Source organism: Paraburkholderia sp. SECH2 (assembly GCF_030464795.1).
Classification (GTDB): Bacteria; Pseudomonadota; Gammaproteobacteria; order Burkholderiales; family Burkholderiaceae; genus Paraburkholderia; species Paraburkholderia aspalathi.
Genome location: NZ_JALPRH010000004.1, coordinates 96,281 through 122,374, shown reverse-complemented (window position 1 = coordinate 122,374; position 26,094 = coordinate 96,281). Strand labels below are relative to the sequence as shown.

The window sequence follows — 26,094 nt, the reverse complement described above, 5'->3', positions numbered from 1 at the left end:
TGAGACGGTCGACCGCGTTGAGTCATATCGCTCCAAGGCGCTAGCCAAACACTATTGAGCGCATAACCTCATAGGGCCATACTCGAAAACGTGCAACGTGCCTGTTACGACGAGCTGATAGCGTCGAACATGCTGCTTTCCCATCTCACGAAGGAGCTCTTGCATGAAAACCGTTGGCGATAAAGTCGAAGCGTTCACCGTCACTGCGGCCAAGCCGGGCTTCAACAACCATGAAGAAAATGGCGTGTCCGCGTTCGAAGAGATCACGGAGCAGTCGTTTCCGGGCAAGTGGAAAATCATCTACTTCTATCCGAAAGACTTCACGTTCGTGTGCCCGACCGAAATCGTCGAGTTCGACAAGCTGGTCAAGGATTTCGAAGAGCGCGACGCCGTACTGCTCGGCGGCAGTGTGGACAATGAATTCGTCAAGCTGGCCTGGCGCCGCGAGCTAAAGGAGCTAAGCAGGCTAAACCACTATTCGTTTGGTGACGTGAAGGGTGAGTTGATCGACCAGCTCGGTGTGCGCGACCAGGAAGCCGGCGTGGCGCTGCGCGCAACGTTCATCGTCGATCCGGACAATACGATTCAACACGTTTCCGTGAACAACCTGAATGTCGGCCGCAACCCGACAGAAGTGCTGCGTATTCTCGACGCTCTTCAAACGAACGAAGAGTGCCCGTGCAATCGCCCGATCGGCGGTGCAACGCTGTAAAGCCGCGTATTGCTGCTGAAGATGGACAGGTTTTTTTCGCGCGCAGCGGGATTAAGTTTTTTCGCTGCGCGCTCATGGTTTTTGTGGATGCACCGCAAACACCAAAACCAAAATCCAATATCAATTCTTGATTAACAAAACCACCGCCTGCGCTTCAATGCCCTCGCCTCGCCCGAGGTAGCCCAGCTTCTCATTAGTCTTGGCCTTAACGTTAACCCGTTCAACCGGCAGATTAAGGTCCGCAGCGATATTAGCCCGCATGCCTTCGATATGCGGCGCCAGCTTGGGCGCCTGAGCAACCACGCTGCTATCCACATTGGCAATGGAAAACCCGGCAGCTTTAACGCGCGCAAAACACTCCCGCAATAACACCCGGCTATCCGCACCAGCGAACTTCGCATCCGTATCGGAAAAATGCCGCCCAATATCGCCCATCGCGGCCGCGCCGAAAATAGCATCGGTAATCGCATGCAACAGCACATCCGCATCCGAATGCCCGAGCAGCCCGCGCTCATAAGGAATCGTCACGCCGCCGATAATCAACGGACGTCCCGGCACCAGCGCATGCACGTCATAACCCTGCCCAATTCTGAAATCCATATGCGTCAAGTCCTCAAGCCCATTGATTAAAATCTGATTTATCCATTCAGGAAGCCGAAGACGGCCGGCACAAAATCGCCTCGGCCAGATCGAAGTCTTCCGGATAAGTGACCTTGAAGTTGCGCAAACTCCCCTGCACCAGGCGGGGCGCGTGCCCCAGCCACTCGATCGCGCTCGCTTCGTCGGTCAAATCGTGGCCGTCCGCCTGCGCGCGCAAAATCGCTTCGCGCAACATGCCGATGCGGAACATCTGCGGCGTTTGCGCTTGCCACAGGCCATCGCGCGCCTCGGTGCGGGCAATCCGCCCGTCGGGCGAGCCCGGGTCGATCCGCTTCAAGGTGTCCGCCACCGGCAACGCCATGATGCCGCCCACCGGGTCGTCCTTCAGCGCGCCGATCAGCGTGCGGATCAAGCCAGGCGTGATGCCCGGCCGCGCGGCGTCGTGCACCAGCACCCAGTCGTCGTCGCGCGCGCCGAATTCGGCCAGCGCGTGCAGCCCGTTCAGCACCGACGCCTGGCGCGACGCCCCACCGGCGCGGCGCACGGCGAAACGCAAGCCGCTGAAGCGGCGGGCGTCGAAGTGCTGGTCGTCGGGGGCAATCACGACAAGGGTTTGCGCGAACTCGCTGCAGGCGTCGAAAGCCGCCAGCGAGTAATGCAACATGTCGCGACCGGCGACGGTGCGATATTGTTTGGGCATCGCGGCGCCGGAACGGCTGCCGGTGCCAGCGCACGGAATCAGGGCAAATAGACGGGAAGTCACGAGTGCGGATGCCGCGAGGTCAAAGTAAAGGACGGATTTTATAATAGGTCCTTCGCATCTACGCCCCGACACGCGTAAACTTGCCGATCACGTGTGAGCCCGAGGCCGCTTTTTCTCTTCTATGCCAGACATCGCCGCATCATCGCAGTACTCCCCGCCCGTCGCGCTCGTCAAGGCCGGCCAGCGTTTCGCCTTCGACGGCACGCACGGCTCGTCCGACGCGCTGCTGATCGCCCGCTACCATCTCGCCTACCGCGAGAAGGTGCCGCTGCTGGCGGTCGTCTGCGAAAGCGCCGTCGACGCGCAGCGGCTGGCGCAGGAAATCAGCTTTTTCGCGCCCGAGGCACGCGTGCGTTTGCTGCCCGACTGGGAAACGCTGCCTTACGATACCTTTTCGCCCCACCAGGATCTGGTCTCGGAACGCCTCGCCACGCTGCACGATCTGGGCGAAGGCCGCTGCGACATCCTGCTGGTACCGGCTACCACCGCGTTGTACCGGATGCCGCCCGCCTCATTCATGGCGGGCTACACGTTCTCCTTCTCGCAAGGCGAACGTCTCGACGAGGCCAAGCTGAAAGCGCAGTTGACGCTCGCCGGCTACGAGCACGTGAGCCAAGTGGTGCGTCCGGGCGAATACTGCGTGCGCGGCTCGCTGCTCGATCTTTACCCGATGGGCTCGCCCCTGCCGTACCGGATCGACCTGTTCGACGACCAGGTCGACTCGATCCGTGCCTTCGATCCGGACACTCAGCGCAGCCTTTATCCGGTAAAGGACGTGCGTCTGTTGCCCGGCCGCGAATTCCCCTTCGACGAAGCAGCGCGCACGGCTTTCCGCAGCCGCTGGCGCGAGACCTTCGAGGGCGATCCGAGCCGCGCGTCGATTTACAAGGACATCGGCAACGGCGTGCCGTCGGCGGGCATCGAATATTATTTGCCGCTCTTCTTCGAAGAAACGGCGACGCTGTTCCACTACCTGCCCGAAGGCGCGCAACTGGCGTTCGTCGGCGATCTGGACGCGGCGATCCGGCGCTTCACCAACGACACCAAACAGCGCTACAACTTCCTGTCGCACGATCGCGACCGGCCGATTCTGGAGCCGCAGCGTCTGTTCCTCTCGGACGAGGATTTCTTTGCGTTCGCCAAGCCGTTCGCGCGGCTCGCCTTGCCCGCCAATGCGGGCGGCGGCTGGTCGACCCCGCTGCCGGATCTGGCGATCGACCGTCACGCGGAAGATCCGGTCTCGGCCTTGCGTACCTATCTCGAGACCACGCCGAACCGCGTGCTGTTCGCCACGGAATCGGCGGGCCGTCGTGAAACGCTCTTGCAGCTGCTGGCCGACAACCACCTCAGGCCCGTCTCGAGCGACAGCTTCCAGGACTGGCTCACGAGCGACGAACGTTTTTCGCTAGGCGTCGCGCCTTTGGCGAACGGCTTTGCGGTGCCTGTCGACGGCATCGCGATCATCACCGAGACCGAACTTTACGGGCCGCTCGCGCGCCGTACAGGGCGCCGCCGTCAGGAGCAGGCGAGCAACGTCGATTCGATGGTGCGGGATCTGTCCGAGCTGAAGCTCGGCGATCCAGTCGTGCATTCGCAGCACGGCATCGGCCGCTATATGGGCCTCGTCACGATGGATCTCGGCGAAGGCGAAACCGAGTTCCTGCATCTCGAATACGCAGGCGACAGCAAGCTTTACGTGCCGGTCGCGCAATTGCACGTCATCTCGCGTTACAGCGGCGCGGATCCGGAAAGCGCGCCCTTGCATTCGCTCGGCTCAGGCCAATGGGAAAAGGCCAAGCGCAGAGCCGCGCAGCAGATCCGCGACACCGCGGCCGAGTTGCTGAACCTGTACGCTCGCCGCGCCCTGCGCGAAGGCCATGCATTCGCGCTCGAACCGAGAGACTATGTGAAGTTCGCCGAAAGCTTCGGCTTCGAAGAAACGCCGGACCAGGCCGCGGCGATTGCTGCGGTGATCGGCGACATGACGAGCGGCAAACCGATGGACCGCCTCGTGTGCGGCGACGTCGGCTTCGGCAAGACCGAGGTGGCCTTGCGCGCGGCATTCATCGCGGTGATGGGCGGCAAGCAGGTCGCGCTGCTCTCGCCCACCACGCTGCTCGCCGAACAGCACACCCAAACCTTTAGCGATCGCTTCTCCGACTGGCCGGTGCGGATCGCCGAATTGTCGCGCTTCAAGTCGACCAAGGAAGTCAACGCGGCGATCCAGCAGATCAACGAAGGCACGGTCGATATCGTGATCGGCACGCACAAGCTGCTGTCGTCGGATGTGCAGTTCAAGCGGCTGGGGCTCGTGATCATCGACGAGGAGCACCGTTTCGGCGTGCGTCAGAAAGAGGCCTTGAAAGCGTTGCGCGCCGAAGTCGACGTGCTCACGCTCACTGCGACGCCGATCCCGCGTACGCTCGGCATGGCGCTCGAAGGACTGCGCGATTTCTCCGTGATCGCCACGGCGCCGCAAAAGCGCCTCGCGATCAAAACCTTCGTGCGCCGCGAAGAAGACAGCGTGATTCGCGAAGCGATGTTGCGCGAGTTGAAGCGTGGCGGCCAGGTGTACTTCCTGCACAACGAAGTCGAAACGATCGAGAATCGCCGGCAGATGCTGGAAGCGCTCGTGCCGGAAGCACGTATCGCCGTTGCGCACGGACAGATGCATGAGCGCGAACTCGAACGCGTGATGCGTGACTTCGTTGCGCAACGCGCGAATGTTCTGCTGTGCACGACGATTATCGAAACCGGTATCGACGTGCCGAGCGCCAACACGATTCTGATTCACCGCGCCGACAAGTTCGGTCTCGCGCAATTGCATCAGCTGCGTGGCCGCGTGGGCCGCTCGCATCACCAGGCGTATTCGTATCTGCTGGTGCATGACCCGCAAGGACTGACAAAGCAGGCGCAGCGCCGCCTCGAAGCGATCCAGCAGATGGAGGAACTCGGTTCGGGCTTCTATCTCGCGATGCACGACCTCGAAATTCGCGGTACGGGTGAAGTGCTCGGCGACAAGCAATCGGGCGAGATTCAGGAGATCGGATTCCAGCTTTACACCGACATGCTGAACGACGCCGTGAAGGCGCTCAAGGAAGGCAAGGAACCGGACCTCACGGCACCGCTCGCGGCGACCACCGAGATCAATCTGCACGCCCCCGCGATTCTGCCGGCGGACTATTGCGGCGATGTGCAGGAACGCCTGTCGCTCTACAAGCGCCTCGCTAATTGCGAACACAACGATTCGATCGACAGCATTCAGGAGGAGTTGATCGACCGCTTCGGCAAGTTGCCGCCGCAAGCGCATGCGCTTGTCGAGACGCATCGCCTGCGGTTGGCGGCGAAACCCTTGGGCATTTCGAAGATCGATGCAGGCGAAACGGTGATCGGCTTGCAGTTCATCCCCAATCCGCCGATCGACGCGATGCGGATCATCGAGATGGTGCAGAAACACAAACACATCAAGCTCGCGGGCCAGGACAAGCTGCGCATTGAAACGCGCAGCCCGGATCTGGCCGTGCGTGTAGCGACGGTGAAAGAAACCTTGCGCGCACTCGGCACGCCCAGCCGCGGCACAGCGGCCACGGCTGCCGCGCGCTAAGGCTGCGCACCGTTGCGTACCCGCACGCCGGTGTCGCGGCAACACCGGTGTCAACACCGGCGCCGCCAACGGAACCAACGGCGGCACCATTAAAAAAACGGGGTACGTCTAGCCGTTTTTTTGTTTATGCTGCGGTGCGCAAATGCGCGCCGCAGCATACGGGTGCGTTTTTTTTGGGTATGATCGAAAGACTCAAATGCCGGAGTCTTGTTATGTCTCACGTCGCTGAAACAGCGCAGTCCTCGCAAACGCCCGCCTCTGAATCGAATTCCTCGTTGCCTGCCTCGCTTCCGTGGGTGACCCGTCTCGTGTCGATGGACACGGTGAGCCGCAATCCGAATCTCGGCCTGATCGAAACCGTACGCGACGAATTGCGCGCAGTCGGCATCGAAGCCACGCTCACCCACGACGAAAGCGGCAAATGGGCGAATCTGTTCGCAACGATTCCCGCACACGACGGTGAGACCAACGGCGGCGTGGTGCTGTCGGGCCATACAGATGTTGTGCCCGTAGACGGTCAGCAATGGGACAGCGATCCGTTCAAACCGGAAATTCGCGGCGACAAACTGTACGGCCGCGGCACCTGCGACATGAAAGGCTTCATCGGCGCGGCGCTCGCACTCGTGCCCGAGATGCAACGTACCAGGCTCGCGAGGCCGATTCACTTCGCGTTGTCGTTTGACGAGGAAGTGGGCTGTGCCGGCGCGCCGCTCCTGATTGCCGATCTGATGAAGCGTGGCGTGAAGCCGGACGGTTGCATCGTCGGCGAGCCGACCAGCATGCGCCCGATCGTGGCGCACAAAGGCATCAACGCGTATCAGTGCTGCGTGCGCGGCCAGGCGGCGCATTCGTCGCTCACACCGAAGGGCTTGAACGCGATCGAATACGCCGCGCGCCTGATCTGCTACATCCGCGATATGGCCGATCAATTCCGCGCGCAAGGCCCGTTCGACGAACTATACGACGTGCCCTTCACCACCGCGCAAACCAGCACGATCATCGGCGGCAACGCGATCAATACCGTGCCGGCCGAATGCAAGTTCCAGTTCGAATTCCGCAATCTGCCCACGCTCGATCCCGAACCGATCTTCGAGCGCATCGATCAATACGCACGCGAAACGCTGCTGCCGAAAATGTTGCGCGAGCATCCATCTGCCGCCATCGAGATCACAAAGATTGCCGCGGCGCCCGGCCTCGATTCGTCTGAACAAGCCGCGATCACGCAACTCGTGCGCGCGCTGACCGCGGACCAGGACAAGCGCAAGGTCGCGTACGGCACTGAGGCGGGGCTGTTCTCGCTGGCGGGCATTCCGAGCATTGTGTGCGGTCCCGGCGACATCCAGCAGGCACACAAAGCCAACGAATTCGTCGCGCTGGATCAGCTCGTGGCATGCGAGCGCTTCCTGCAAAAATTCATCCACAGCATGTCGGTGGAAGCGCACGCGCACTGAAACTGAGCGCGGTAAAAACGGTCTTAGCCATATCGAGGAAAAACACGCCCACGCCATGTCAACCGCCACACCGCAGCACACCGACCACACGATCAACGGCGAGCCGATCCCCACTCTCGACAACATCGCCACACAGCATTTTGCGTTGACGCCGTGGGTAACGCGAACGCCGGTGTTCGACCGGCTCGATTTTCCGTCGCTGGAAGGCACGGTGGTGAACTTCAAGTTCGAGTTGCTGCAGGCGGGTGGCAGCTTCAAGGCGCGCGGCGCGTTCACTAACCTGCTCGCGCTCGACGAAGCGCAACGCAGTGCGGGCGTCACCTGTGTGTCGGGCGGCAATCATGCGGTGGCGGTCGCGTACGCCGCCATGCGTCTCGGCGTTAGCGCGAAGGTCGTGCTGTTTCGCGCGGCCAATCCGGCACGCGTCGCCTTGTGCCGGCAGTATCACGCCGACATCGTCTTCGCGGAAAACCTCGCCGAAGCCTTCGAGCTTGTGCGCCGTATCGAGGCGGAGGAAGGCCGTTATTTCGTGCATCCGTTCAACGGCTATCGCACCGTGCTCGGCTCAGCCACGCTCGGCTATGAATGGGCCACGCAAACGCCCGACCTCGAAGCGGTGATCGTGCCGATCGGCGGTGGCGGTCTCGCTGCCGGCGTGGCCACCGCCATGCGGCTCGCGAATCCGCGGGTGCACCTGTACGGTGTCGAACCGGAAGGTTCGGATGTGATGGGCAAAAGCTTTGCCGCCAATCACACGGTCAAGATGGGCCATATGCACACCATCGCCGATTCATTGGCATCGCCGCATACCGAGGAATACAGCTACGAGTTGTGCCGTCGCCATATCGACCAGCTCGTCACCGTATCCGACGACCAGTTGCGCGCGGCGATGCTGACCTTGTTCGGACAACTGAAGCTCGCTGTCGAACCCGCCTGCGCCGCCGCTACGGCGGCACTGCTCGGACCGCTGCGCGAAACGCTGCAAGGCAAACGCGTGGGCGTGCTGCTGTGCGGCACCAATACCGATCCGGTCAGTTTTGCTGCGCATATCGAACGGGCGCGTCATAGCCAGTCACAGTTTCCAGAATAAACGCAATCCTTCCTTTCCGTGCCAAAAGACTAGCCTATCCTTCTCAGATTGGTATGATTCGATAATCGACTTCTGGGAGGAACGTATATGAGCATGATCAAGGAATTCAAGGAATTTGCCCTCAAAGGCAACGTAATGGATCTCGCCGTCGGGGTGATTATCGGCGGCGCATTTTCCACCATCGTCAATTCAATTGTTAAAGACCTGATCATGCCGGTTGTCGGCGTTGCCACTGGCGGCCTCGATTTCTCCAACAAGTTCGTTCGCCTCGGCGATATTCCCGCCAGCTTCAAAGGCAGTCCCGAGTCGTATAAAGACTTGCAGACGGCGGGCGTGGCAGTGTTCGGTTATGGCTCGTTTATCACCGTGGCCATCAACTTCGTGATCCTCGCGTTCATCATTTTCCTGATGGTCAAGTTCATCAATAATCTGCGCAAGCCGGCTGAAGCCGCGCCGGCAGAACCGGCGCCAACGCCGGAAGAAGTCGTGCTGCTGCGTGAAATCCGCGATTCGCTGAAGAGCTCGTCGCCGCGTTGAGCCGCTGGAGTTAAGTCACCCAAGTTGGATCAACCTGAACCACGTTAAACGTTCGCGTCGACACATTAAGCGGCGCAAATAAATAAGGCCTGTCGCGAGGAAATCGCTACAGGCCTTTTTCATACCGCGTGCAGATTACGCCACCTGCGTCGAGTCGACGTGGCGAATACACTAAGCGTTCTTTTCGTCCCCTTCGTTCTTTTCTGCCTTCTGATTCACCGCGCTTTCGATCATCGTCTCGAGCTGTCCGAAATTGACAGGCTTGGTCAGATGCGAAGTAAAGCCGGCGCTCAGGCAACGGCGCACATCGTCGTCAGTACCGAAGCCGGTCAACGCGACTGCCGGCGCATCCGAACGCTCGCGGAACGCTTTGACGAAATCGAGGCCCGTGCCGTCGGGCAAGCCCACGTCGCTGATTACCAGATCGAACGTCTGCGACTGGGTGGCGGCGAGCGCATCGTCCACACGGCCCACCATGGTCACGTCGTGACCCAGGCTGCGAATCAGCTGCGCCATCACCTCGGCGGTATCCACGTGGTCTTCGATCAGCAGAATGGTCAGCTGGCCGTGATGACGCACCTCATCCGGCGCTGCAACGGGCGTGAGCTCCTCAGGCGCGGCGGCGGTCGGCAGCGTGATCGTGAAAGTCGCGCCGCAGTGCGCGCCCGGGCTCTGTGCGACCACTGTACCGCCGTGCACGTCAGTCAGGGCCTTCGTGATCGCGAGACCGAGACCCAGGCCGCCAAATTGCCGCGTCATGTTCTGGTTGCCCTGCTCGAACGCGTTGAACAGTTTGCCGATCTGCTCGGGCTCGATGCCGATGCCCGTATCCTCGACCGAGATCTGCACATGCATGCGTTCATCGTGCGTGCGCACGTAGATATGGCCGCCGTCCGGCGTGAACTTGGCGGCGTTGCGAATCAGGTTCCACAGCATCTGTTGCAGCCGCGCGCGGTCGGCGAGCACGTAATGGTGCTGCGCATTCGTGCAGACGTGCACATCCTGCTGCTTGACCTGGATCTCGCTGCGAAACAGTTCGAGCACGCTGTCGATCACCTCGTGCACGTCGACGGTTTCAAGCGACAAACGCAGCTTGCCGTTCGCCACGCGCGTGAGATCGAGCAGGTCGTCGATCAGGCGCGCTTCGAGTTCGACATTGCGGCGAATCATGCGCACGCTCGCACGCGCCTGATCGGGCAGACCCGGGATCATCTCCAGCACGCTAGCTCCTGCCAGAACAGGCGTGAGCGGTGTGCGCAATTCGTGCGACAGCATGGCGAGGAAGCGGTCTTTCGCACGATTGGCTTCTTCGGCGATCTGGCGGGCGGCCTGCTCCGAGGCGAGCAGCCGTTCGCGTTCCTCGATCGCCTCGCGCTGCGGATGAATGTCCGTGCAACTGCCGAACCACTTGCTGACGTTGCCTTCGGCGTCGCGCATGGCGACCGCGCGGATGTCGAACCAGCGATAGGCGCCGTCGTGGCGCCGAATCCGCAGTTCGTGCCGATAGTCACCGGCGCCGCCCGTCACCGCTTTGAGCCAGGTGCGGCGAATCTCTTCGCGATCGTCGGGATGCACCGCTTCGAGCCACGCGAGACCATGCGAACTGCTTTCCGCCAGCCCGGTGTAGTCGAACCACTGCTTCGAGAGGAAATCGCAATCGCCCGCGGCGTTGCAGGTCAGCACGAGGTGCGGCAACGCCTCTGACAAGGTTCGGTAATGCTGTTCGCGATCGCGCAGCAGCAAGGCTTCGTCCGAGGCCTTCTGCAAACGCACCTGGGAAAGCACCCGCTCCACCGCCTCGGGCAGGTAATCGAGGTAGTCGCCGGATTTCGGCACAACGTCGGATACGCCCGCGCGCAAGGCTTCGATCACACGCGATTCGTCAGTAAAACCGGTCACGAGGATGGCGGGGATCCGCACGCCTTCCGCACGCAGGCGGCGAAAGAAATCGAGGCCGGTCTCCGGCCCGCTGAGCTGGTAGTCGAGCACGAGCAGGTCGGGTGCACCCGCGGCGAGACGCGCGCGGGCCGCTTCGACCTGCGCGCAGATGGCAACCCGGCAGCCGGCGCGTTCGAGCGACTTGCGCGCGAGCCGCAGGATGCCTTCGTCGTCATCGACGACCAGCACATACGCGGCAGGCTGCGTGGACACGTCTTCGGTCATGCGGAGTCTTCTCTGGCTAGGTCTGGTGTGGCTATCTTGTCATGGGTCGCTTTGGGAGCGCCTTCATGTGAATCTTCTGTCACGGCGCGGCCAGCCGGTGGCCCGAGGGCAGTTTGACCACCTGCAGGAAGAAGCCGAGACGGCGCACCGCTTCGATGAACGCATCATATTCGACCGGCTTGGTGATATAGACGTTGCAGCCGAGTTCGTAACAGCGCGCGATTTCGCGCGGATCATCGGTCGTGGTCAGCACGATCACGGGCACCGCGGCTGTCTGTGGCGAATCCTTCAGACGCCGCAGCACCTCGAAGCCATCCACGCGCGGCATTTTCAGATCGAGCAGCACGACGAAATTCGTCAGATCTTCGCGAGGTGGGTAAGGACTGGCAGCGGGGTCCGCCGGCGCCGGACCAAAGAAATAATCAAGAGCCTGCTGGCCGTCGCGAAAGCGCACGAAACCGTTCGAAATACCGGCGCGGCGCAGATTGCGCTCGACCAGCGTGGCGTGGCCGTCGTCATCTTCGATCAGCACGATACTGACCGTTTCCCCGTGACTCATATGCCCTCCGTACTGACAATCCGTTTTTGCATCATGCTTTTAACTATCCCCACCGTTTTCTCTCGCGCCGGTCGCGGTTCAATTGCGCGCAGGCTGTTCTGGTAACACGACAAAAAAAGTCGATCCCGCACCTTCGGCCGACTCGACCCAAACGCGGCCGCCATGCCGTTCTACCATACGCCGCACCACCGCGAGGCCGATGCCGTCTCCGTTCGCGACGTCGCCATGCAGGCGCTGAAACGCCCTGAATACCTTCGACATATACGCCGCCGGAATCCCGAGTCCGTTGTCTCGCACATAATAGGTGCGCGTGCGCAACGCGCGCGGCTCGGTTTCGTCGACCGGTTCCGGCTCCAGCGCGCCGATCTCGATGCGCCCGTTGCGCGCCGGGTCGAGATAATTGAGCGCGTTACCGATCAGGTTGCCGAAAATCTGCTCGATCGCACCCGGGTCGCCCCATGCAGGCGGCAACTCGCGCACGGTCACCACCGTACCGCGCTGGCTGATGGCGCCTTGCAATGCATCGACCACTTTGCCCACCACCCGCCCGACGCTCACCCGCTGCCACTGATATTCGAGCCGCCCGGCGCGTGAAATCCGCAACAGCGCGTCGATGATCGCCGCCGCCCGCGTCACCGCGGTGCGTAGATATTGCAGAGACTCGCGCACGTCGCCGTCAAGAATATGCGTCATACGCCGATGTTCGGCTTCCGGCAGTTTGGCCGCCTCGACGAGGCTGTCGAGATCGTCGCACGACACCTGCAATTCTTTCGAAAATCCTTGCAGATTCACCAGCGGCGAGCGCAAATCGTGCGACACGCTGTAGATGAACATCTCGTTGTCTTGCGTCTCCTGGCGCAGTTCCTCGTTGACGCCTGCCAGTTCCCGCGCGCGCGCTTCGAGCCGCACTTTCAGCTTGGCCTGCTCGCCTTCGGCCTCACGCAGGCGTTCACCCGTCTGATGCAGCACGGCGTCGAGCGCGGCAATTTCGTCGCTGCCGGAGAGCGGCGCCGCAAGCTGCCGCCCACTGCCCAGGCGCTCGGCATTGCCGGTCAATACCTCCAGCCGCCGGCCAATACTGCGCGCGAACACGACCGCAGTGGCCGCCCAGATCAGCATCGAGCCCAACACCGCGGCGATCAGCGCATATTGCTGGCGTTCGCGGCGCCGTGCCAGGGCCGCGCCGCGCTCGGTGTCGAGCCGCGAAGCCTCGTTGCCGAACTCGGTAAGCTGATCGCGAAACAGTGCGATCTGCTGGGGCAGCGCACCCGTGTCCTGCGCGGCAAACGAATTCAGGTTGTGTCCGGCACGCAGCGCCTGCGAGATCTCAGTGGCCTGCATGCGATACGCGTCGATCGCCTGTTGCATCTTGCGCACACGCGTGACCTGTTGCGGCGTATCGGCCACCAGCGTTTCCAGATTCGACAGGCGGTCGCCGAGATCGACCCATACAGTATGGCGGTCGACAAACGACGGATCGCCGACGACCATACCCGTGCGGACCCGCGCGGCCTGACGCAGCAGCGGATCGACAATAGCCGACGACTGATAAAGGATCTGCTTGCTGTTGCTGACCCACCGCGCGGCCTGCGCTGTTTGCTCCTGGGTATCGAAGACGACGCCCAGAAGCGCCAGCTCGACCGCGCTCGGCACTGCAATCAGCAGCAGACCCTTGGTGAATAGTTTCATGTTCGCCCGAAGGGTCGTTCAAGCCACGGCAGTACGCACGGACCATGCGCCTCGCCTCGGCATGCGGGCGGGCCGTTGCGGTGCAGGACTGGCCAGCACGCCGCGGTGCAGCCGGACGGGCCATTATCGACGTGAATGTGAGATATTTCAACGTAGCGGCTAGATGCGCTCGCCCACATAAAAATGACTTTTTTATTGATACGAGTTGTTTTTTCGGCGGCGCGTGCGTCTATGATGGAGACAGATGTGCTGGGAAGCGAAAGCGCGCGGCGAGGCGGTTCGGCATGATTCGTGCGGGAGGCGGTGAGAACGGCGTAGAAGCCGAATCATCGTGAATCCGGCCTTGTCGTATGCTATAAAAGATCGACGTGCGGCGCGCGAAGCCGGGAGTTGTCGCATGAGGACGCTGCGTTTCTTGCAATTCTTTTTCAGGCGAATTTTTATGTCCTTCCCGAAAAAGCGTAGACGCGCGAAGGTGGACGGCGATGAGTCGTTCCTCGCGGTACTACGGCATTTCAAGCCGTTCGGTCAGCTCGACACCAAAATTGCGCGCGCTCGCGCACAGGACGAGCCGGTGCTCTATGCGCATGTGCTGCCCGGCCTCGACGTTCTTCTGTGCAGCGTCCGCGGCGCCCAGCCGCCCTATCCCGCGCCCGCCGAATTGCGGCGGCGTTGTATCGAATCCATTACCAATGCATTGGAACAGCCGCTCGATGGTCTCGAGAACGGCGGGTATTGGTATGAGGCCGACGGATTCGGGTTCCTGGTCTTTGCCAGCCGGGCCCGCGGCAAGATTCTGACGGAGTTTGGCGCCACCCGCGTTGGCGGCGCCCGGCGCGGGGTTCGCAGGCAGGACGCGGCGGGAGATGCTGCTCCGCGCTCGCTACGGTAATTCTTTTCTTTCCTTTGCCTGTTGCGACTGATTAGTGTTCGCTCCGTATTGGGGGAACGCTAATCAGCCACAAGAAAATAAAGGCAAGGCCAGACCCGAAGAACCAACTCCACCAGTCCGCCGACGCAGCAGAAAACATTAACTCCCCTTGTATTCAGCTCCCGTGGGCGGCGACGTGACCGCAGGCTTCCTGTCGCCCGCAGCCGGTGAGGAAGCGCCTGCGGAAGACTTGTTCACCGGCGCGCCGTCAAGGGAAATGGCCGGCTTGGGCTGTTGTTTCATACCCGGCGCCGGCGCGGTCGGCGCCTGACGAACCTGCGCCAGCAACTCCCCGCACGGCAGCGGTTTGTTATTGCTGGGCGCCAGCAGCGGAATCAGCGCCGCAAACGGATTGATCAACCCGAGCCCGATTACGGCGCCCCCCCGCAGCGCCAGCGCGGTGGCATTCACGCCGACGTGCGGATCCTTGAACGTCCCCTTCACATACAGCGGCGAGCGCAGCGAAAACACCCGGAAACCCTTGGTATGCGGATGCACGCCAAGATCCATCGATTCGTCGCGCAGGTTCACGTTGCCGTCGATATTGATGACCGCGTCGTCCGTGTCGAGCGCGAACACACGCGAATCCAGCACACCGTTCGTCGCGACAAAATCCGCCGCCGCGCAGTTGATCTTCACGTCGCGATTGCCGAACAGCTTTTCATAGACCACGTTCGCCACGTTCAGACCCGCGGCTTCCATCAGCAGGCGGCTTACCGTGCCGTCGGTGATCAAGGCTTTCACCTCGCCGTTCGACGTCGCCGCCAATGCCGCCGGCGAATTGCCGGTCGCGGTGAGCGCGGCGTCGCCGTTGATTTCGCCGAGCGCGTTCTGCATCGTCTTGAAGTCCGGGAACAGCTGCTTGAGCTTCAGATGCCGCGCTGAGGTCGCGAAGCGGCCCTTTAGCGGCGTCGTGCTGCCGTCCAGATGAATATCCGATGACAGCGAGCCACCCGCCACGCCGAACTTCAGCGGTTCGAGCGACAGCACGCCGTCGGTCATCACGACGTGCGTGTACAGGTCAGTAATCGGCAGATTGGCGTCCTTGACGATGCGGCGCCCCGTGAACTTTACGTCGGCGTCGATCGCCTTCCAGCGATCGGTGCGGAATTCTTCGACCGGCAGGACCTTGTTGGCGGGCTGCGCGGTCGCATCGCCGCGTTTGGCCTTGCTGGCCTTCGAATCCGCGCCGATGACCGGCGCCAGATCGGCGAATTGCAGCAGATGCGACACCAGTTCGCCCTGCAACAGCGGACGCGGCTCACGGGCCGTGTAGGTCAGCGAGCCATTCAGATCGCTGCCACCCACCCGGCCTGTAAAATTTTCATACTTGAAGACGTTGGCGCCGGGCTTGAACTGGCCGACCAGGCGCCCTTCGGTGGCATACGGCGGCGTGTCGGGCAAGGTCACGCCCGTCAGCGAATATAGCCGCGCCAGGCTGTTGCCTTGCAGCCAGAGACGCAGATCGACCGCGGCAAGATGCGCCGGATCGGTAATCGTGCCCACGAGGCCGACGCGCAGATCGCCGGCCTTCACGTCGGCCTGGACAGGGAACGGCCGGTTCGCGTCCTGCAACGCCAGCACGCCGCCCACCTTGCCGCTGCCGGAAACCGGCGTCTTGTTGTAGGTGCCCTTGACGGTCCAACCGATCGCGTACGGCGGGATCGTCGGCTTTGCGCCGGTTGCCGCGCCTGCCTCGCTGGCGTTCGGCGCCGAGGCTACGGCGGCGCCGCTTGCGCCCTCGCTCGCTCCGCCGGCAATCAGCGCGCCCGACGCGCCAGTGGCCGCTGTCGCGCCCGACGCGTTGATATCGGTCGACGAAGCGCCGGAAGCCGCCGCCGCGGACGCTGCCGCCGCTTCCGATGCGGCCTGCGCGTTAGCCTGCGCCGTCAGCTTGCTCGCACCCGCTTTACCGACCGCCTCCGCCGATGCGCTGCGCGACGCCGTCTCCTGCTGCTTCATCACTTCGCCGATCGGAATCGGCTGGCCGAGCGTATCGATGGCCATCTGCATCTCGACCTTCTGCTGCTGATCCGAGAGCGCGATATTGCCTTTGGCAAAGGCGATGTCGTGCAGATCGAGCTTCCATTCGGAAGGGCCGCTGGAAGATGCCAGTTTGAAGGTCCAGTTGTTGCGCCCGTCGAGCAGTCGTTCGAGGTCGACGGAAGGATTCACAAGGTTGATCGCGGGAATCACGATGTCATGCGCGAGCAGCGGCAGCACCTTGACCTGGAAGTCGATTTCGTCCAGCGTCGCGAAGTGCGGCTGTTTGGCCCAGTCGGGATTGCCTACCGTGATATTGGCCGCTGAGAAACGCGGCCAGGGCACCCAGCCACGCCAGCCGGTTTCGCCGACCGGATGCTGCCAGCCTACTTTCAGATCGCCGTTGATCGCGAACGGCCGGCCGATCGCCTGCGTAACCTTGTCGTCGATGTAGGGGCGCGCCCGGTTCCAGTCAAAGGTCAGGATGAAGATTGCCAGGGCGACAATCAGAATGACGATGATCGCCAGCAACCATGCGATGATTTTTCCTATCCGTCTTCCAATCGTGCTCGACACTGCCATTGAAAAGCTCCGTCTTTTTTCTTCGTTGTGCATGGGGACCAGCACGTATCGTGCCCGGTGGTATTGTCTAATAGGGGTCGTTTTATCATGCCGCACAGCGCCGGCACAGGTCTCCCGGCCATGGAAACGTAAGGAAATGTCATGGCGGCCTCCGAATCCACGAAAAAATCCACCACGATCCAACTCATGTCAGATGTTCCCTTCGTCTCCGCTGAAGGCATCGCCCGGCGCGATGCATTGCGCGGACAAACGCTGCTGCAGCCGACGACCTTCGCCCTTTGCGCCGGCGACCGCGTCGCGGTCACCGGGCCGTCAGGTTCGGGCAAGAGCGTGTTTCTGCGCGCCCTCGCCCTGCTCGATCCGCTCGATGCGGGACGCATCATGTGGCACGGCGCGGCGGTCGAGCGCGCCGCCATTCCGCGTTACCGGCGCAACGTCGCGTATATCCGGCAGCGACCCGCGCTGCTCGACGGCAGCGTCGAAGACAACCTACGTTACCCGTTCGAATTGCGGACCTATCGCGACGTGCGCTTCGATCGCGCGCGTGCTGCAGGCCTCGCCGCTCAGGCCGGCCGCGGCGACGATTTTCTCGACAAGCGCGCGAGCGAGTTGTCCGGCGGAGAAGCGCAGATCACCGCGCTGATTCGCGTTCTGCAACTCGCGCCTGAAGTGCTGCTGCTCGATGAACCCACCGCTTCGCTCGATCCGGAGTCGTCGCATGCGATCGAGGCTTTGGTGCACGCGTGGTTCGCGGCCGAACCCGGCCGGCATGCGTCGATGTGGGTGTCGCACGATCCCGCGCAAGCCGCGCGCATGAGCGAGCGGCACCTCACGATGCGCGCCGGCGTGCTCGACGAATCCCCCGTGACGCCCGCGCACCAGGAGCTCGGCCAATGACATTGCAAAATCTGAGTCTCTGGGACGTCGCGATCGCCGCATTGCTGATCGTGGTGAACGGTGCCGTGTCGGTGGCGCTCAAGCTCGATCTCGAACGCAAGCTCGCGTGGGCGGCGGTACGCACCGTCGTGCAATTGCTGGCGATCGGCTATGTGCTCGGCTGGGTGTTCCGCTATGACCATTGGTTCGTGGTGCTGCCCTTGATGATCGTGATGACGCTGATCGCCGGCTTCGCGGGCGCACAGCGCGGCAGCCGCACCTACGCCGGGCAGCGTGCGGACAGCGTGCTGTCGATCTGGGTCAGTTCCTGGTTGGTGGCCGCGGTCGGACTCTTCGTCGTGATCCGCATTCACCCATGGTACGAGCCGCAGTACGCGATTCCGATTCTCGGCATGATCCTCGGCAATACGCTCACCGGCGTGTCGCTCGGCATCGAACGGATGACCGAGGAACTGACCGCGCGGCGCGACCGTGTGGATATGGCGCTCGCACTCGGCGCGACCCGTTGGGAAGCGGCGCAGGCGCCGGCGCGCCAGGCGGTGCGCGCGGGCATGATGCCCACCTTGAATCAGATGGCCGTGGTCGGCGTGGTGAGTTTGCCCGGCATGATGACCGGGCAGGTGCTGGCCGGTCAGTCGCCGTTGCAAGCTGTGCGTTATCAGATCGTGATCATGTTCCTGATCGCCGCGGCCTCAGCCCTGGGGACGGTGGGCGCGATGCTGCTCACGTATCGGCGGCTCTTCTCGGCGGAGCACCGGTTTCTGTCGGCGCGGCTGGTGGAGCGGCCCGCGGCGCAGCGTTGATGGGGCAAACCGCGAACGGGCGACGCGGCTGGCGTCGCCCGTTCGCGGTTTGCCTCATCGGCCGCGCGCGTGAGGTCTCCGCTCATCGCGCAGACCTCACGCGTGGCCTTCAGCGTTTCGCGGTGACCGCCACTTCGGTGCCGTCACTAAGCGTCAACGTTTTCGTGCTGCCGTTGGTCGGCATCGTAAAACGCAGAATCTGGCTGACGGCCACGCTGTTCGGACACTTGAGCGTTTTGCCACCGCTCGTCACCGTCTTGACGCCATGCGGGGTCTGCGCCTGGAAGCTCAATTGCACTGACGCGGTGCCGTCACTGCCGACGACCGGCGCAAAACGGATCTGCGTCTGGCGAATCATCGCGCCGTTGGTATCGGTTGGCAGCGACGAGTAATTCGGGCAGCTATCCGTCGCGGGCACGGGGCCGCCTGGGGGCACCGTCTTCCACGTGAAGTCGTCTGATTCGCCGGAGCGGATCGTACGCGTTTCCTGTGAATTGCCGAACTGCTTCGACGTGACACGGACCGTATAGCGGATCGGACCGTCGAGGGCGGACTGCGACGTCACTGTGATCGGCGTGGCTGCGTGAGCTGTCGTCACGAGCATGCCGGGCGCGAGCGCGCATGCGAGAGAAGCAACAACTGAAACGGCGGAGAGTTTGAAGCTTGAGCTCATACTGTCACCTCGTTGTTGTACCGCTGCGCGCCCGCTCTAGCGCTACTGCCAATGCACTGCCTGACTGGAGCCTGATTCACGCCGAGTTAATACCTGGTAGCACCTGGTTCACACCCGGCTGAGGCCCTGCCAGACGAGCCGCGAGACGCGCAACTGTTTTAGCATGATGCCCCACCAGTCTACCGCCAAGCGGCGCCGTGCGCGCTTCATACGAATCGGGTGTTACCCCGCTTGCGTTGAGGCGTTTTCTGCGGGTGCGACGTGACAGGAACGCCAACCCCAGCTCTGGCTAGAAGCCCGTCAGCACCAGCTTGCCGATCGCGCGCCCCTCTTCGAGCAGTCGATGCGCACGGCGCAGATTGTCGGCGTTGATCGTGCCGAGATTCTGGCCGACCGTCGTGCGCAACGTGCCCGCATCGACGAGACGCGCCACCTCGGTGAGCAGCTTATGCTGCTCGATCATGTCCGGCGTGCCGAACATCGAACGCGTGAACATGAACTCCCAGTGGAACGCGGCGCTTTTCGCCTTCAGCAGTTCGACAGGCACCGGCTGGCTGTTTTCGACGATCGTGCAGATGCCGCCTTGCGGCTTGACCACTTCGGCGGCTGCTGGGAAATTACTGTCGGTATCGTTGAAGATCAGCACGTAATCGACCTGGTCGATGCCGAGCTTTTTCAACTGCGCGGGCATATGGTCGAAGTGATCGACGATATGATCCGCGCCCAACTCCGTCGCCCACTTCGCCGATTCAGGGCGCGAGGCGGTCGCAATCACTTTGAGTTTCGCGAGTTGCTTGGCCAGCTGAATGCCGATCGAACCGACCCCGCCCGCGCCGCCGATGATCAGCACCGTGCGGCCTTCATCCGCGCCTTGCGGTGACACGCCGAGGCGGTCGAAGAGTGCTTCCCACGCCGTGATCGCGGTCAACGGCAAAGCGGCCGCGTGTGTGAAATCGAGCGACGCCGGCTTGCGCCCGGCAATGCGTTCGTCGACCAGATGGAACTCGCTATTCGCGCCCGGCCGGGTGATGCTGCCCGCATAGAAAACCGGGTCGCCAACTTTGAACAGCGTGACGTCGGGGCCAACCGCCACCACCGTGCCGGCGGCGTCCCAGCCGAGCACCCGCGGCGCTTTCTCGACGGTGTCTTTCGGGGCGCGCACCTTGGTGTCGACCGGATTGACCGAGATGGCTTCCACCTTCACCAGCAGGTCACGGCCGGCGGCTTCGGGTTTGGGAATTTCGACATCGACCAGCGACTCGGCATGATCGATCGGCAAGTAACGATGGAGACCTACAGCTTTCATCACAGCTCCTGTTTTTTCTGATGAGGTTGAGAAACCGGCGATCGGTGCCGACAGCGCCTCGCGCCGTGCAGGGCTATTCGATCGCATTGCCGTCATCCTAAGGCGGTTCTTATTCTCATAAAAGCATCATAATGACTGAAACATCTTTTTGAATTTCAGAAGAATGGACCATCCTGCCGACTCCGTGAAACCCGCCGTCAAGCCCTCGTCCGGCGAACGGGAACGACTCGATCTGCTCGACGTCGCCCTGTTCGTGCGGGCCGCCCTGCTCGCCAACGTGTCGGCGGCCGGCCGCGAATTCGGCCTGTCGGCAGCGGTGGCGAGTTCGCGCATCGCGCAGTTGGAAAGGCTCCTCGGCGCGCGGCTGCTGCATCGGACCACCCGTCGCATCAGTCTCACGCAGGACGGCGAAGTGTTCATGACACGCGCTGAGGCGCTGCTCGACGCAGCCGATGCCGCGCGCGCCTCGGTGGGCCGCGCGCAGGCCGAGCCGCAGGGGCGCTTGCGGGTGTCGATGCCATCGTCGTTCGGGCGGCAGCACGTATCGCCAGTAATCAGCGAATTTCTGCGCCGCTATCCCGGCGTGAGCGTCGATCTGCGTCTGACGGATCAGATGGTCGATCTGGTCGATGCGGGTATCGACGTGGCGATCCGAGTCGGCGTGCTCAAGGATTCGTCGCTGGTGGCGCGGCGCCTCGCCGTCAACCGCCGCGTGCTATGCGCGGCGCCCACTTACCTCGCCGCGCGTGGGGCGCCGCACCATCCTTCGGACCTCGCCCAGCACGAATGCATCATCCTGTCGGACCAACGCGATTGGGCATTCGTGACGCCCGCCGGACCGCTTACGGTGCGCGTGAGCGGACGCCTCGTCGTCGACAACGGCGAAGTCATTCGCGACGCCCTGCTAGCCGGTTTCGGCATCGCGCTCAAGTCGACCTGGGACGTGGCGCCGTATCTGCGCAGCGGCGAACTGGTCAGCGTGCTCGACACCTATCCGCTCGCGGAGCAAGTGGCGATCTGGGCGGTCTATCCAAGCCGTGCGTTCGTGCCGCCGAAGACGGTCGCGTTTATTGAGTTCCTTGTCGCGCATTTCGGCGATCCACCTTACTGGGATGTGGAGCCGGGGTGAGCCGGTGGGCCAAACGCTGGGCCGCACCAAGGCGCTGAGTGATCACCGATGGCCTCGGTGCGAGCGCATAGGATCCGGTTCAAAGTGCAGCCGCGACGGCTCATTTGCGGACGCGCCGGACCAGCACGACGCAACGTTTTACGCGGATCAGCGCGCACCTAACATCAGCGCTTGCTGGACCTGCCACCACTTGCTTTGCCATCGGAGTTGACGTCCACGTGCGCATCGTTCTGCGTCTTTTGCTGATACTCGTCACCGCCGCGGCGGTCCGTGTCCTTCAGTCCGCGCTCGATGTCGCGATGCGCCTGCTTGCCGACACGACGCGGAGCGTCTTCATGTTGCGATTCCGGGTCCTGATCGGTTTCATGCGGCAGCGGCGCCGACGCTTCCTCGCGTGAACGCGGAGTCATCTTTGCATGCGGGTCGGCCTGCTTCTCGCCGTCGGACGATTGCGCTGAGGTCTTCATGGTTTGCTCCTTTTTCAGGTTGAATCAGGTCGGCTGGGGCGCGGTCACTCCGCTTCATCCAGACGCTTTCTCATCGCTGCGGTGATGCGTTGACGTGTCTTTGCGTAGTCCGCCCACGGGTCGCGCTCGAGGTCTGCGAGACGCTCATGTACGTTTTCGATGGTCCATTGATCGCCGCTCGTGGTGGTGGCGACTTCGTCCCACGAGAGCGGCACTGAAACGCCCAGCCCCGGTCGGGCGCGTGCCGAGAATGCGGCCACCGTACTCGAGCCGCGGTTGTTGCGGAGGTAATCGACAAAGATCTTCTGCTTGCGATTCTGGGCGCCCATCTTCGCGCTGAAGTACTTGGGCAACGTCGTCGCCATATGCTGCGCGACGGCTTGCGAAAAGGTCTTCACCTCGTCCCAGCCGGCATGTTTAGCGAGCGGCACCACCACATGGAATCCCTTGCCGCCACTCGTCTTGCAGAACGAGGTCAGGCCGAGTTCTTCGAGCAGCGAGCGCGTCAGTTGCGCGGCCTCGATCATCCGCTCCCAACCGAGCGATGCGTCCGGGTCGAGATCGAACACCATGCGATCGGGTTTTTCGATGTTCGACACCACGGCATTCCACGTGTGAAATTCGATCGTGCCCATCTGGGCGGCGCCGACCAGCGCCTTGAGGGTATCGACGGTAATCAGCGGTGGATGACCAGGATCGAGTCCGGGATGCTGCGTGACGTTAGGAATCGACAGCTTCTGGCTATGCTTCTGGAAAAACAGCTCGCCGCCGATGTCCTCGGGCGCGCGCACCAGCGAGACCGGCCGGTCTTGCAGATGCGGCAGCATCCAGTCGGCGACCGATTCGTAGTAGCGCACGAGATCGATTTTGCGGATGCCGGTGCTTTTGTCGATGACGCGGTCGGGATGGGATACGCGGACGCCGGCGACTGAGGCCGGTGTTGCAGCGGTTTTTGATTTCGCTGCCGTGGTTTTTGTTGCGGGCGTCTTCACTGCACCTTTTTTAGCGGACTCGGATGCGGCACTCGCAGCGTTCTTTTTCGTCGCGCGCTTCTTCGCCACGGTGTCGGATGCGGTATCGGTTTGCTCCTGCACATCGGCTCCTTTACGGGATGCTTCCCTGACGATCTGCCGCGCCGGTTTGTCATTACGCAGACTCACGAACGACGCCTGCCGCACGATGCCCTCGCTCGTCCATTCAGCGAAATTGCATTCGCAGACAAGCACCGGTTCGACCCAATGCACCGGCGTTCGGCTACGCTCGCGCGGTGTGCTGGCGAACGGCATGCGGCTGGTGGCGTGCGCGTCGAGTTCCTTCTTGAGCGAGCGCAGCAACGCCGCGTCGAAGCCCGTGCCGACGCGGCCGGCGTATTGCAGTTTTCCTTTGTCGTCGTAGATGCCAAGCAACAACGCACCGAACGCCGCACGGCTACCCGCCGGCTCCGAATAGCCGCCGATCACGAATTCCTGGCGGCGTCGGCATTTCAATTTGATCCATGCGGACGAACGCCCCGAGGTGTAACCGCTATCGCGCCGTTTGCCAATGATGCCTTCGAGCGCCATGTCGCACGCGCTCTTCAGCAGATCGTCGGCGCTGAACGCGAAGTCGTTCGAGAAGCGCAGTACGCTGTCGTCGTGCCCATCCGTGCCTTCCAGCAACGCGCGCAGAATCGCGCGGCGTTGTTCGAGTGGCACGCCTCGCAAGTCGTAGCCGTTAAGGAACGGCACGTCGAACAGATAGATGACGATGTCCTGCGGGCGGTCCGCGTCGAATGCGTTTTGCAGCGCCTGAAAACTCGGTACGCCGTTGTCGTCTAGCACCACCGCTTCGCCGTCGAGCCAGGCGCTTTCGATGTCGAGTCGTTCGAACGCCTTCACCTGCTTGCCGAACTTCGCGGTCCAGTCGTTGCCTGCGCGCGTGAACACCTTGAGCGTACGGGTCTTTGCGTTTCGATCGATGCGGGTCAACACACGATAGCCGTCGAACTTGATTTCGTATGCCCATTCATCACCGGGTGGCGCGGCGTCGACGAGCGTAGCCAGTTGCGGCTTGAAGGTGGCGGGCAACGCGGCCTTGACCGCGCCTTCAATTGAGGGCGATGCGGCAAGCTCGCGCAGTGACTGTGTGCTGCGGGTCGACACGATGTCGGTTTTTTTCGGGTCGGGACGGCTTGAAGAGCTGGCTTTCGCGCGGTTCCTGCCAGTGATGTTCGAGTTCGATGCTGTTTCTTTGGCACTGGCGACGTTTGCAGTCCTGGCGGCCTTGATTGCAGTCCTCGCTCCGGTCTTGCTTGCGCTCTGGCGTGTGGACTCGCTCGCAGCCGTTTTTGTCGCGGTTCTCGTGGCCTTTGCGCGCTTGCCCGCCGACCCACTGCCCTCCAGTACGCTGCCAGGCCACTCCTTCAAGACGTCGTATTCGTCCTGATCACGGGCTTCATCGTCGCGCTCCTTGATCAGCAGCCACTGCTCCTTGTCGCCACTGCCGCGCATGTGACTGCGCACCAGCGTCCAGCCACCGTGCAGCTTTTCGCCAAAGAGCCGGAACTTGAGTTTGCCCGCCTTATACGATCTGGCCGCCTCCGCCGCGCCGCCGACCGGCTCCCACGTCCCGCGATCCCACACGATCACGGTCCCCGCGCCGTAGTTGCCAGGCGGGATCTCACCTTCGAAAGAGCCGTATTCGACAGGATGATCTTCGACATGCACCGCGAGCCGCTTCACCGACGGGTCGAGGCTCGGCCCCTTGGGCACCGCCCACGACAATAACGTGCCGTTCAGTTCGAGGCGGAAGTCGTAATGCAAGCGCCGCGCGTCGTGCTCCTGAATCACGTATGACAGCGCCTCGTTCGAGATGCGCGCGGCGCTCTTGCGGCCGGCTTTCTTCCGCGCAGCCGTGCCCGATGGCTCCGGCGTTTCGCCGAAGCGGCGCTTGCGGCTGTAGAGATCGAGCCTGTCGTTCATGGAGATGAACTCGTCGTGGATCGAGCTGGTGCGGTGTTATCGATCAAGCGAGCGATCAGGCGGCCGCACGCCGTTTGCGTGCAGCCGGGGCTGACTTGGCGCTGGCGCCACTGGTCTTGCCACCGCTGCGGCCCGTGGCCGCCGAGCGCACTGCACGCGGCTTCTTGCGGGCTGGCGCGGCTGCTTCGGCATCGGCATCGCCGCCCTCCTCGTCATCGTCCGCGGCATGCTTGCGCGCGCCCGCCGCCGGCTTGCCTTTGCCGCGACCGAGGCTGCGCTTGAGCAGATCGGACAGATCGAGGATGTCGGCAGATTGACGCGATTCGCGCGGCGCCTCGACCTCGGTGATTTCCTCGGTCTTACCCGCGCGAATCTTTCGGTCGACCAGCGCCATGATGTCATCGTGGAAGGTGTCGTGATACTGCGATGGATCCCACTTGTCACTCATGTCGTTGATCAGCTTTTTCGCCATGTCGAGTTCGCGCGTGGTCACGCCGGCCGCCTTCATTCCTTCCGGCGGCAATTTGAATTCGTCGAAGTCGCGCACCTCGACGGCCCAGCGCAACGTGTTCAACGCCAGCATCGGCCCGACCGGAATCAGTGCCGCGAGATGCTGCTTGTTGTGCAGCACGACACTCGCCACGCCGATCTTGCCCGACGCTTTCATCGCTTCGCGCAGCAGCGCGTACACCTTTTCGCCCTTGCGGTCAGGCGTCAGGAAGTATGGCGTGTCGAGATAGAGAAACGAAATGTCGGGTGCGTCGATGAAGGCGAGGATATCGACCGTCTGTGTCGACTCGGGATTGGCCGCCCGAATCTCGTCGTCGGAGAGGACGACGTACTTGTCCTTTTCGTACTCGAAACCGCGCACGATGTTCTCGCGCGCCACCTCCTTGCCGGTGCGCTTGTTGATCTGCTTGTAGCCGATCGGATCGATCGAGCGCTTGTCCAGCAGATTGAAGCCGACTTTCTCTGACTGCGTCGCCGGATACAACTGCACCGGAACGTGGACGAGGCCAAAGCTGATTGCGCCCTTCCAGATCATGTGTGCCATCGTGCGCTCCCCAAGGCCTGAGACCTTTGGTGAAGCAGCAAGCGTGCCACGGTTTTGCGCGCTTTCGCTCGCGCGGTACGGCGGTGGCTGCCACGGTTCTGGGCGCTATTGCCGCCGTGGCGCCGTGCAGGTTGCCGCCGG

General features: G+C 62.5%; 20 protein-coding genes. 9 read left to right on the top strand and 11 right to left on the bottom strand.

All coding sequences use genetic code 11. The features are described 5' to 3' along the window. Positions 1 to 163 precede the first annotated feature (163 nt). Complete coding sequence (locus M0D66_RS09850) at positions 164 to 712, top strand: peroxiredoxin (protein ID WP_093632680.1); 549 nt, start codon at positions 164 to 166, stop codon at positions 710 to 712. 120 nt (positions 713 to 832) lie between these two features. Here the strand turns inward: M0D66_RS09850 and ispF are convergent, their stop codons facing one another. After that, positions 833 to 1,312 carry a 2-C-methyl-D-erythritol 2,4-cyclodiphosphate synthase gene (ispF, locus tag M0D66_RS09845; protein ID WP_093632679.1) on the bottom strand — a complete coding sequence of 160 codons (480 nt, stop codon included), beginning with the start codon at positions 1,310 to 1,312 and terminating at the stop codon, positions 833 to 835. A gap of 46 nt (positions 1,313 to 1,358) precedes the next feature. Then, on the bottom strand, positions 1,359 to 2,075 hold the full coding sequence (gene ispD / locus M0D66_RS09840) for a 2-C-methyl-D-erythritol 4-phosphate cytidylyltransferase (protein ID WP_266210667.1): 717 nt from the start codon (positions 2,073 to 2,075) through the stop codon (positions 1,359 to 1,361). A 121-nt stretch (positions 2,076 to 2,196) separates the two neighbouring features. On the opposite strand from ispD, the gene mfd reads away from it, so the two are divergent. The 4 genes from mfd (at position 2,197) to mscL (ending at position 8,757) form a co-directional block, all read left to right on the top strand. Beyond that, positions 2,197 to 5,679 (top strand): transcription-repair coupling factor, encoded by a 3,483-nt coding sequence (gene mfd / locus M0D66_RS09835; protein WP_200622566.1) that lies wholly within the window; start codon positions 2,197 to 2,199, stop codon positions 5,677 to 5,679. Positions 5,680 to 5,891: 212 nt separating this feature from the next. Continuing rightward, the gene (argE, locus tag M0D66_RS09830; RefSeq protein ID WP_093632676.1) at positions 5,892 to 7,130 is read left to right on the top strand and encodes an acetylornithine deacetylase; all 1,239 of its coding nucleotides are present in this window, start codon (positions 5,892 to 5,894) and stop codon (positions 7,128 to 7,130) included. Between the two features lie 55 nt (positions 7,131 to 7,185). After that, the gene (locus tag M0D66_RS09825) at positions 7,186 to 8,220 is read left to right on the top strand and encodes a pyridoxal-phosphate dependent enzyme (protein WP_093632675.1); all 1,035 of its coding nucleotides are present in this window, start codon (positions 7,186 to 7,188) and stop codon (positions 8,218 to 8,220) included. An 87-nt stretch (positions 8,221 to 8,307) separates the two neighbouring features. Beyond that, entirely contained in the window at positions 8,308 to 8,757 is a 450-nt protein-coding gene (gene mscL, locus M0D66_RS09820) for a large conductance mechanosensitive channel protein MscL (protein ID WP_054039506.1), read from the top strand. A 171-nt stretch (positions 8,758 to 8,928) separates the two neighbouring features. On the opposite strand, the gene M0D66_RS09815 is transcribed toward mscL, so the two are convergent. The 3 genes from M0D66_RS09815 to M0D66_RS09805 all read right to left on the bottom strand — a co-directional run bounded on the left by M0D66_RS09815 (position 8,929) and on the right by M0D66_RS09805 (position 13,168). After that, entirely contained in the window at positions 8,929 to 10,920 is a 1,992-nt protein-coding gene (locus tag M0D66_RS09815; protein ID WP_200621594.1) for a response regulator, read from the bottom strand. Positions 10,921 to 10,999: 79 nt separating this feature from the next. Beyond that, positions 11,000 to 11,479, bottom strand: a complete 480-nt coding sequence (locus M0D66_RS09810) for a response regulator (RefSeq protein WP_054039505.1) — start codon at positions 11,477 to 11,479, stop codon at positions 11,000 to 11,002. Between the two features lie 78 nt (positions 11,480 to 11,557). Next, a complete protein-coding gene (locus M0D66_RS09805; protein WP_266210666.1) occupies positions 11,558 to 13,168 on the bottom strand; it encodes an ATP-binding protein in 1,611 nt (536 codons plus the stop codon). Between the two features lie 397 nt (positions 13,169 to 13,565). Here M0D66_RS09805 and M0D66_RS09800 point away from each other — a divergent pair, with 397 nt between their 5' ends. Further along, positions 13,566 to 14,060, top strand: a complete 495-nt coding sequence (locus M0D66_RS09800; RefSeq protein ID WP_028196609.1) for a hypothetical protein — start codon at positions 13,566 to 13,568, stop codon at positions 14,058 to 14,060. A 138-nt stretch (positions 14,061 to 14,198) separates the two neighbouring features. Here M0D66_RS09800 and M0D66_RS09795 read toward each other — a convergent pair whose 3' ends face one another. Continuing rightward, a complete protein-coding gene (locus M0D66_RS09795) occupies positions 14,199 to 16,664 on the bottom strand; it encodes an AsmA family protein (RefSeq protein WP_266210665.1) in 2,466 nt (821 codons plus the stop codon). Between the two features lie 186 nt (positions 16,665 to 16,850). On the opposite strand from M0D66_RS09795, the gene M0D66_RS09790 reads away from it, so the two are divergent. Both M0D66_RS09790 and fetB read left to right on the top strand, forming a co-directional pair. Then, complete coding sequence (locus M0D66_RS09790; protein WP_200621597.1) at positions 16,851 to 17,561, top strand: ATP-binding cassette domain-containing protein; 711 nt, start codon at positions 16,851 to 16,853, stop codon at positions 17,559 to 17,561. Continuing rightward, on the top strand, positions 17,558 to 18,364 hold the full coding sequence (gene fetB, locus M0D66_RS09785; RefSeq protein ID WP_266210664.1) for an iron export ABC transporter permease subunit FetB: 807 nt from the start codon (positions 17,558 to 17,560) through the stop codon (positions 18,362 to 18,364). Before M0D66_RS09790 ends, fetB begins: the two co-directional genes overlap by 4 nt. Positions 18,365 to 18,473: 109 nt before the next feature. Here fetB and M0D66_RS09780 read toward each other — a convergent pair whose 3' ends face one another. Continuing rightward, positions 18,474 to 19,037, bottom strand: a complete 564-nt coding sequence (locus M0D66_RS09780; RefSeq protein WP_093632670.1) for a DUF6013 family protein — start codon at positions 19,035 to 19,037, stop codon at positions 18,474 to 18,476. Positions 19,038 to 19,326: 289 nt separating this feature from the next. Further along, positions 19,327 to 20,343, bottom strand: a complete 1,017-nt coding sequence (locus M0D66_RS09775; protein ID WP_200621599.1) for a zinc-binding alcohol dehydrogenase family protein — start codon at positions 20,341 to 20,343, stop codon at positions 19,327 to 19,329. A gap of 163 nt (positions 20,344 to 20,506) precedes the next feature. Between M0D66_RS09775 and M0D66_RS09770 the strand changes: the two genes are divergently transcribed. Further along, positions 20,507 to 21,472: a LysR family transcriptional regulator gene (locus M0D66_RS09770; protein WP_266210663.1), complete on the top strand. Its 966-nt coding sequence runs from the start codon at positions 20,507 to 20,509 to the stop codon at positions 21,470 to 21,472. A 164-nt stretch (positions 21,473 to 21,636) separates the two neighbouring features. On the opposite strand, the gene M0D66_RS09765 is transcribed toward M0D66_RS09770, so the two are convergent. Genes M0D66_RS09765 through M0D66_RS09755 form a run of 3 tightly spaced genes read right to left on the bottom strand, consistent with a single transcriptional unit; the run spans position 21,637 to position 25,953 of the window. Beyond that, on the bottom strand, positions 21,637 to 21,939 hold the full coding sequence (locus tag M0D66_RS09765) for a hypothetical protein (RefSeq protein WP_266210662.1): 303 nt from the start codon (positions 21,937 to 21,939) through the stop codon (positions 21,637 to 21,639). 44 nt (positions 21,940 to 21,983) lie between these two features. Then, entirely contained in the window at positions 21,984 to 24,899 is a 2,916-nt protein-coding gene (ligD, locus tag M0D66_RS09760) for a DNA ligase D (RefSeq protein ID WP_266210661.1), read from the bottom strand. 55 nt (positions 24,900 to 24,954) lie between these two features. Further along, positions 24,955 to 25,953 carry a Ku protein gene (locus tag M0D66_RS09755; RefSeq protein WP_266210660.1) on the bottom strand — a complete coding sequence of 333 codons (999 nt, stop codon included), beginning with the start codon at positions 25,951 to 25,953 and terminating at the stop codon, positions 24,955 to 24,957. Positions 25,954 to 26,094: the final 141 nt, after the last annotated feature.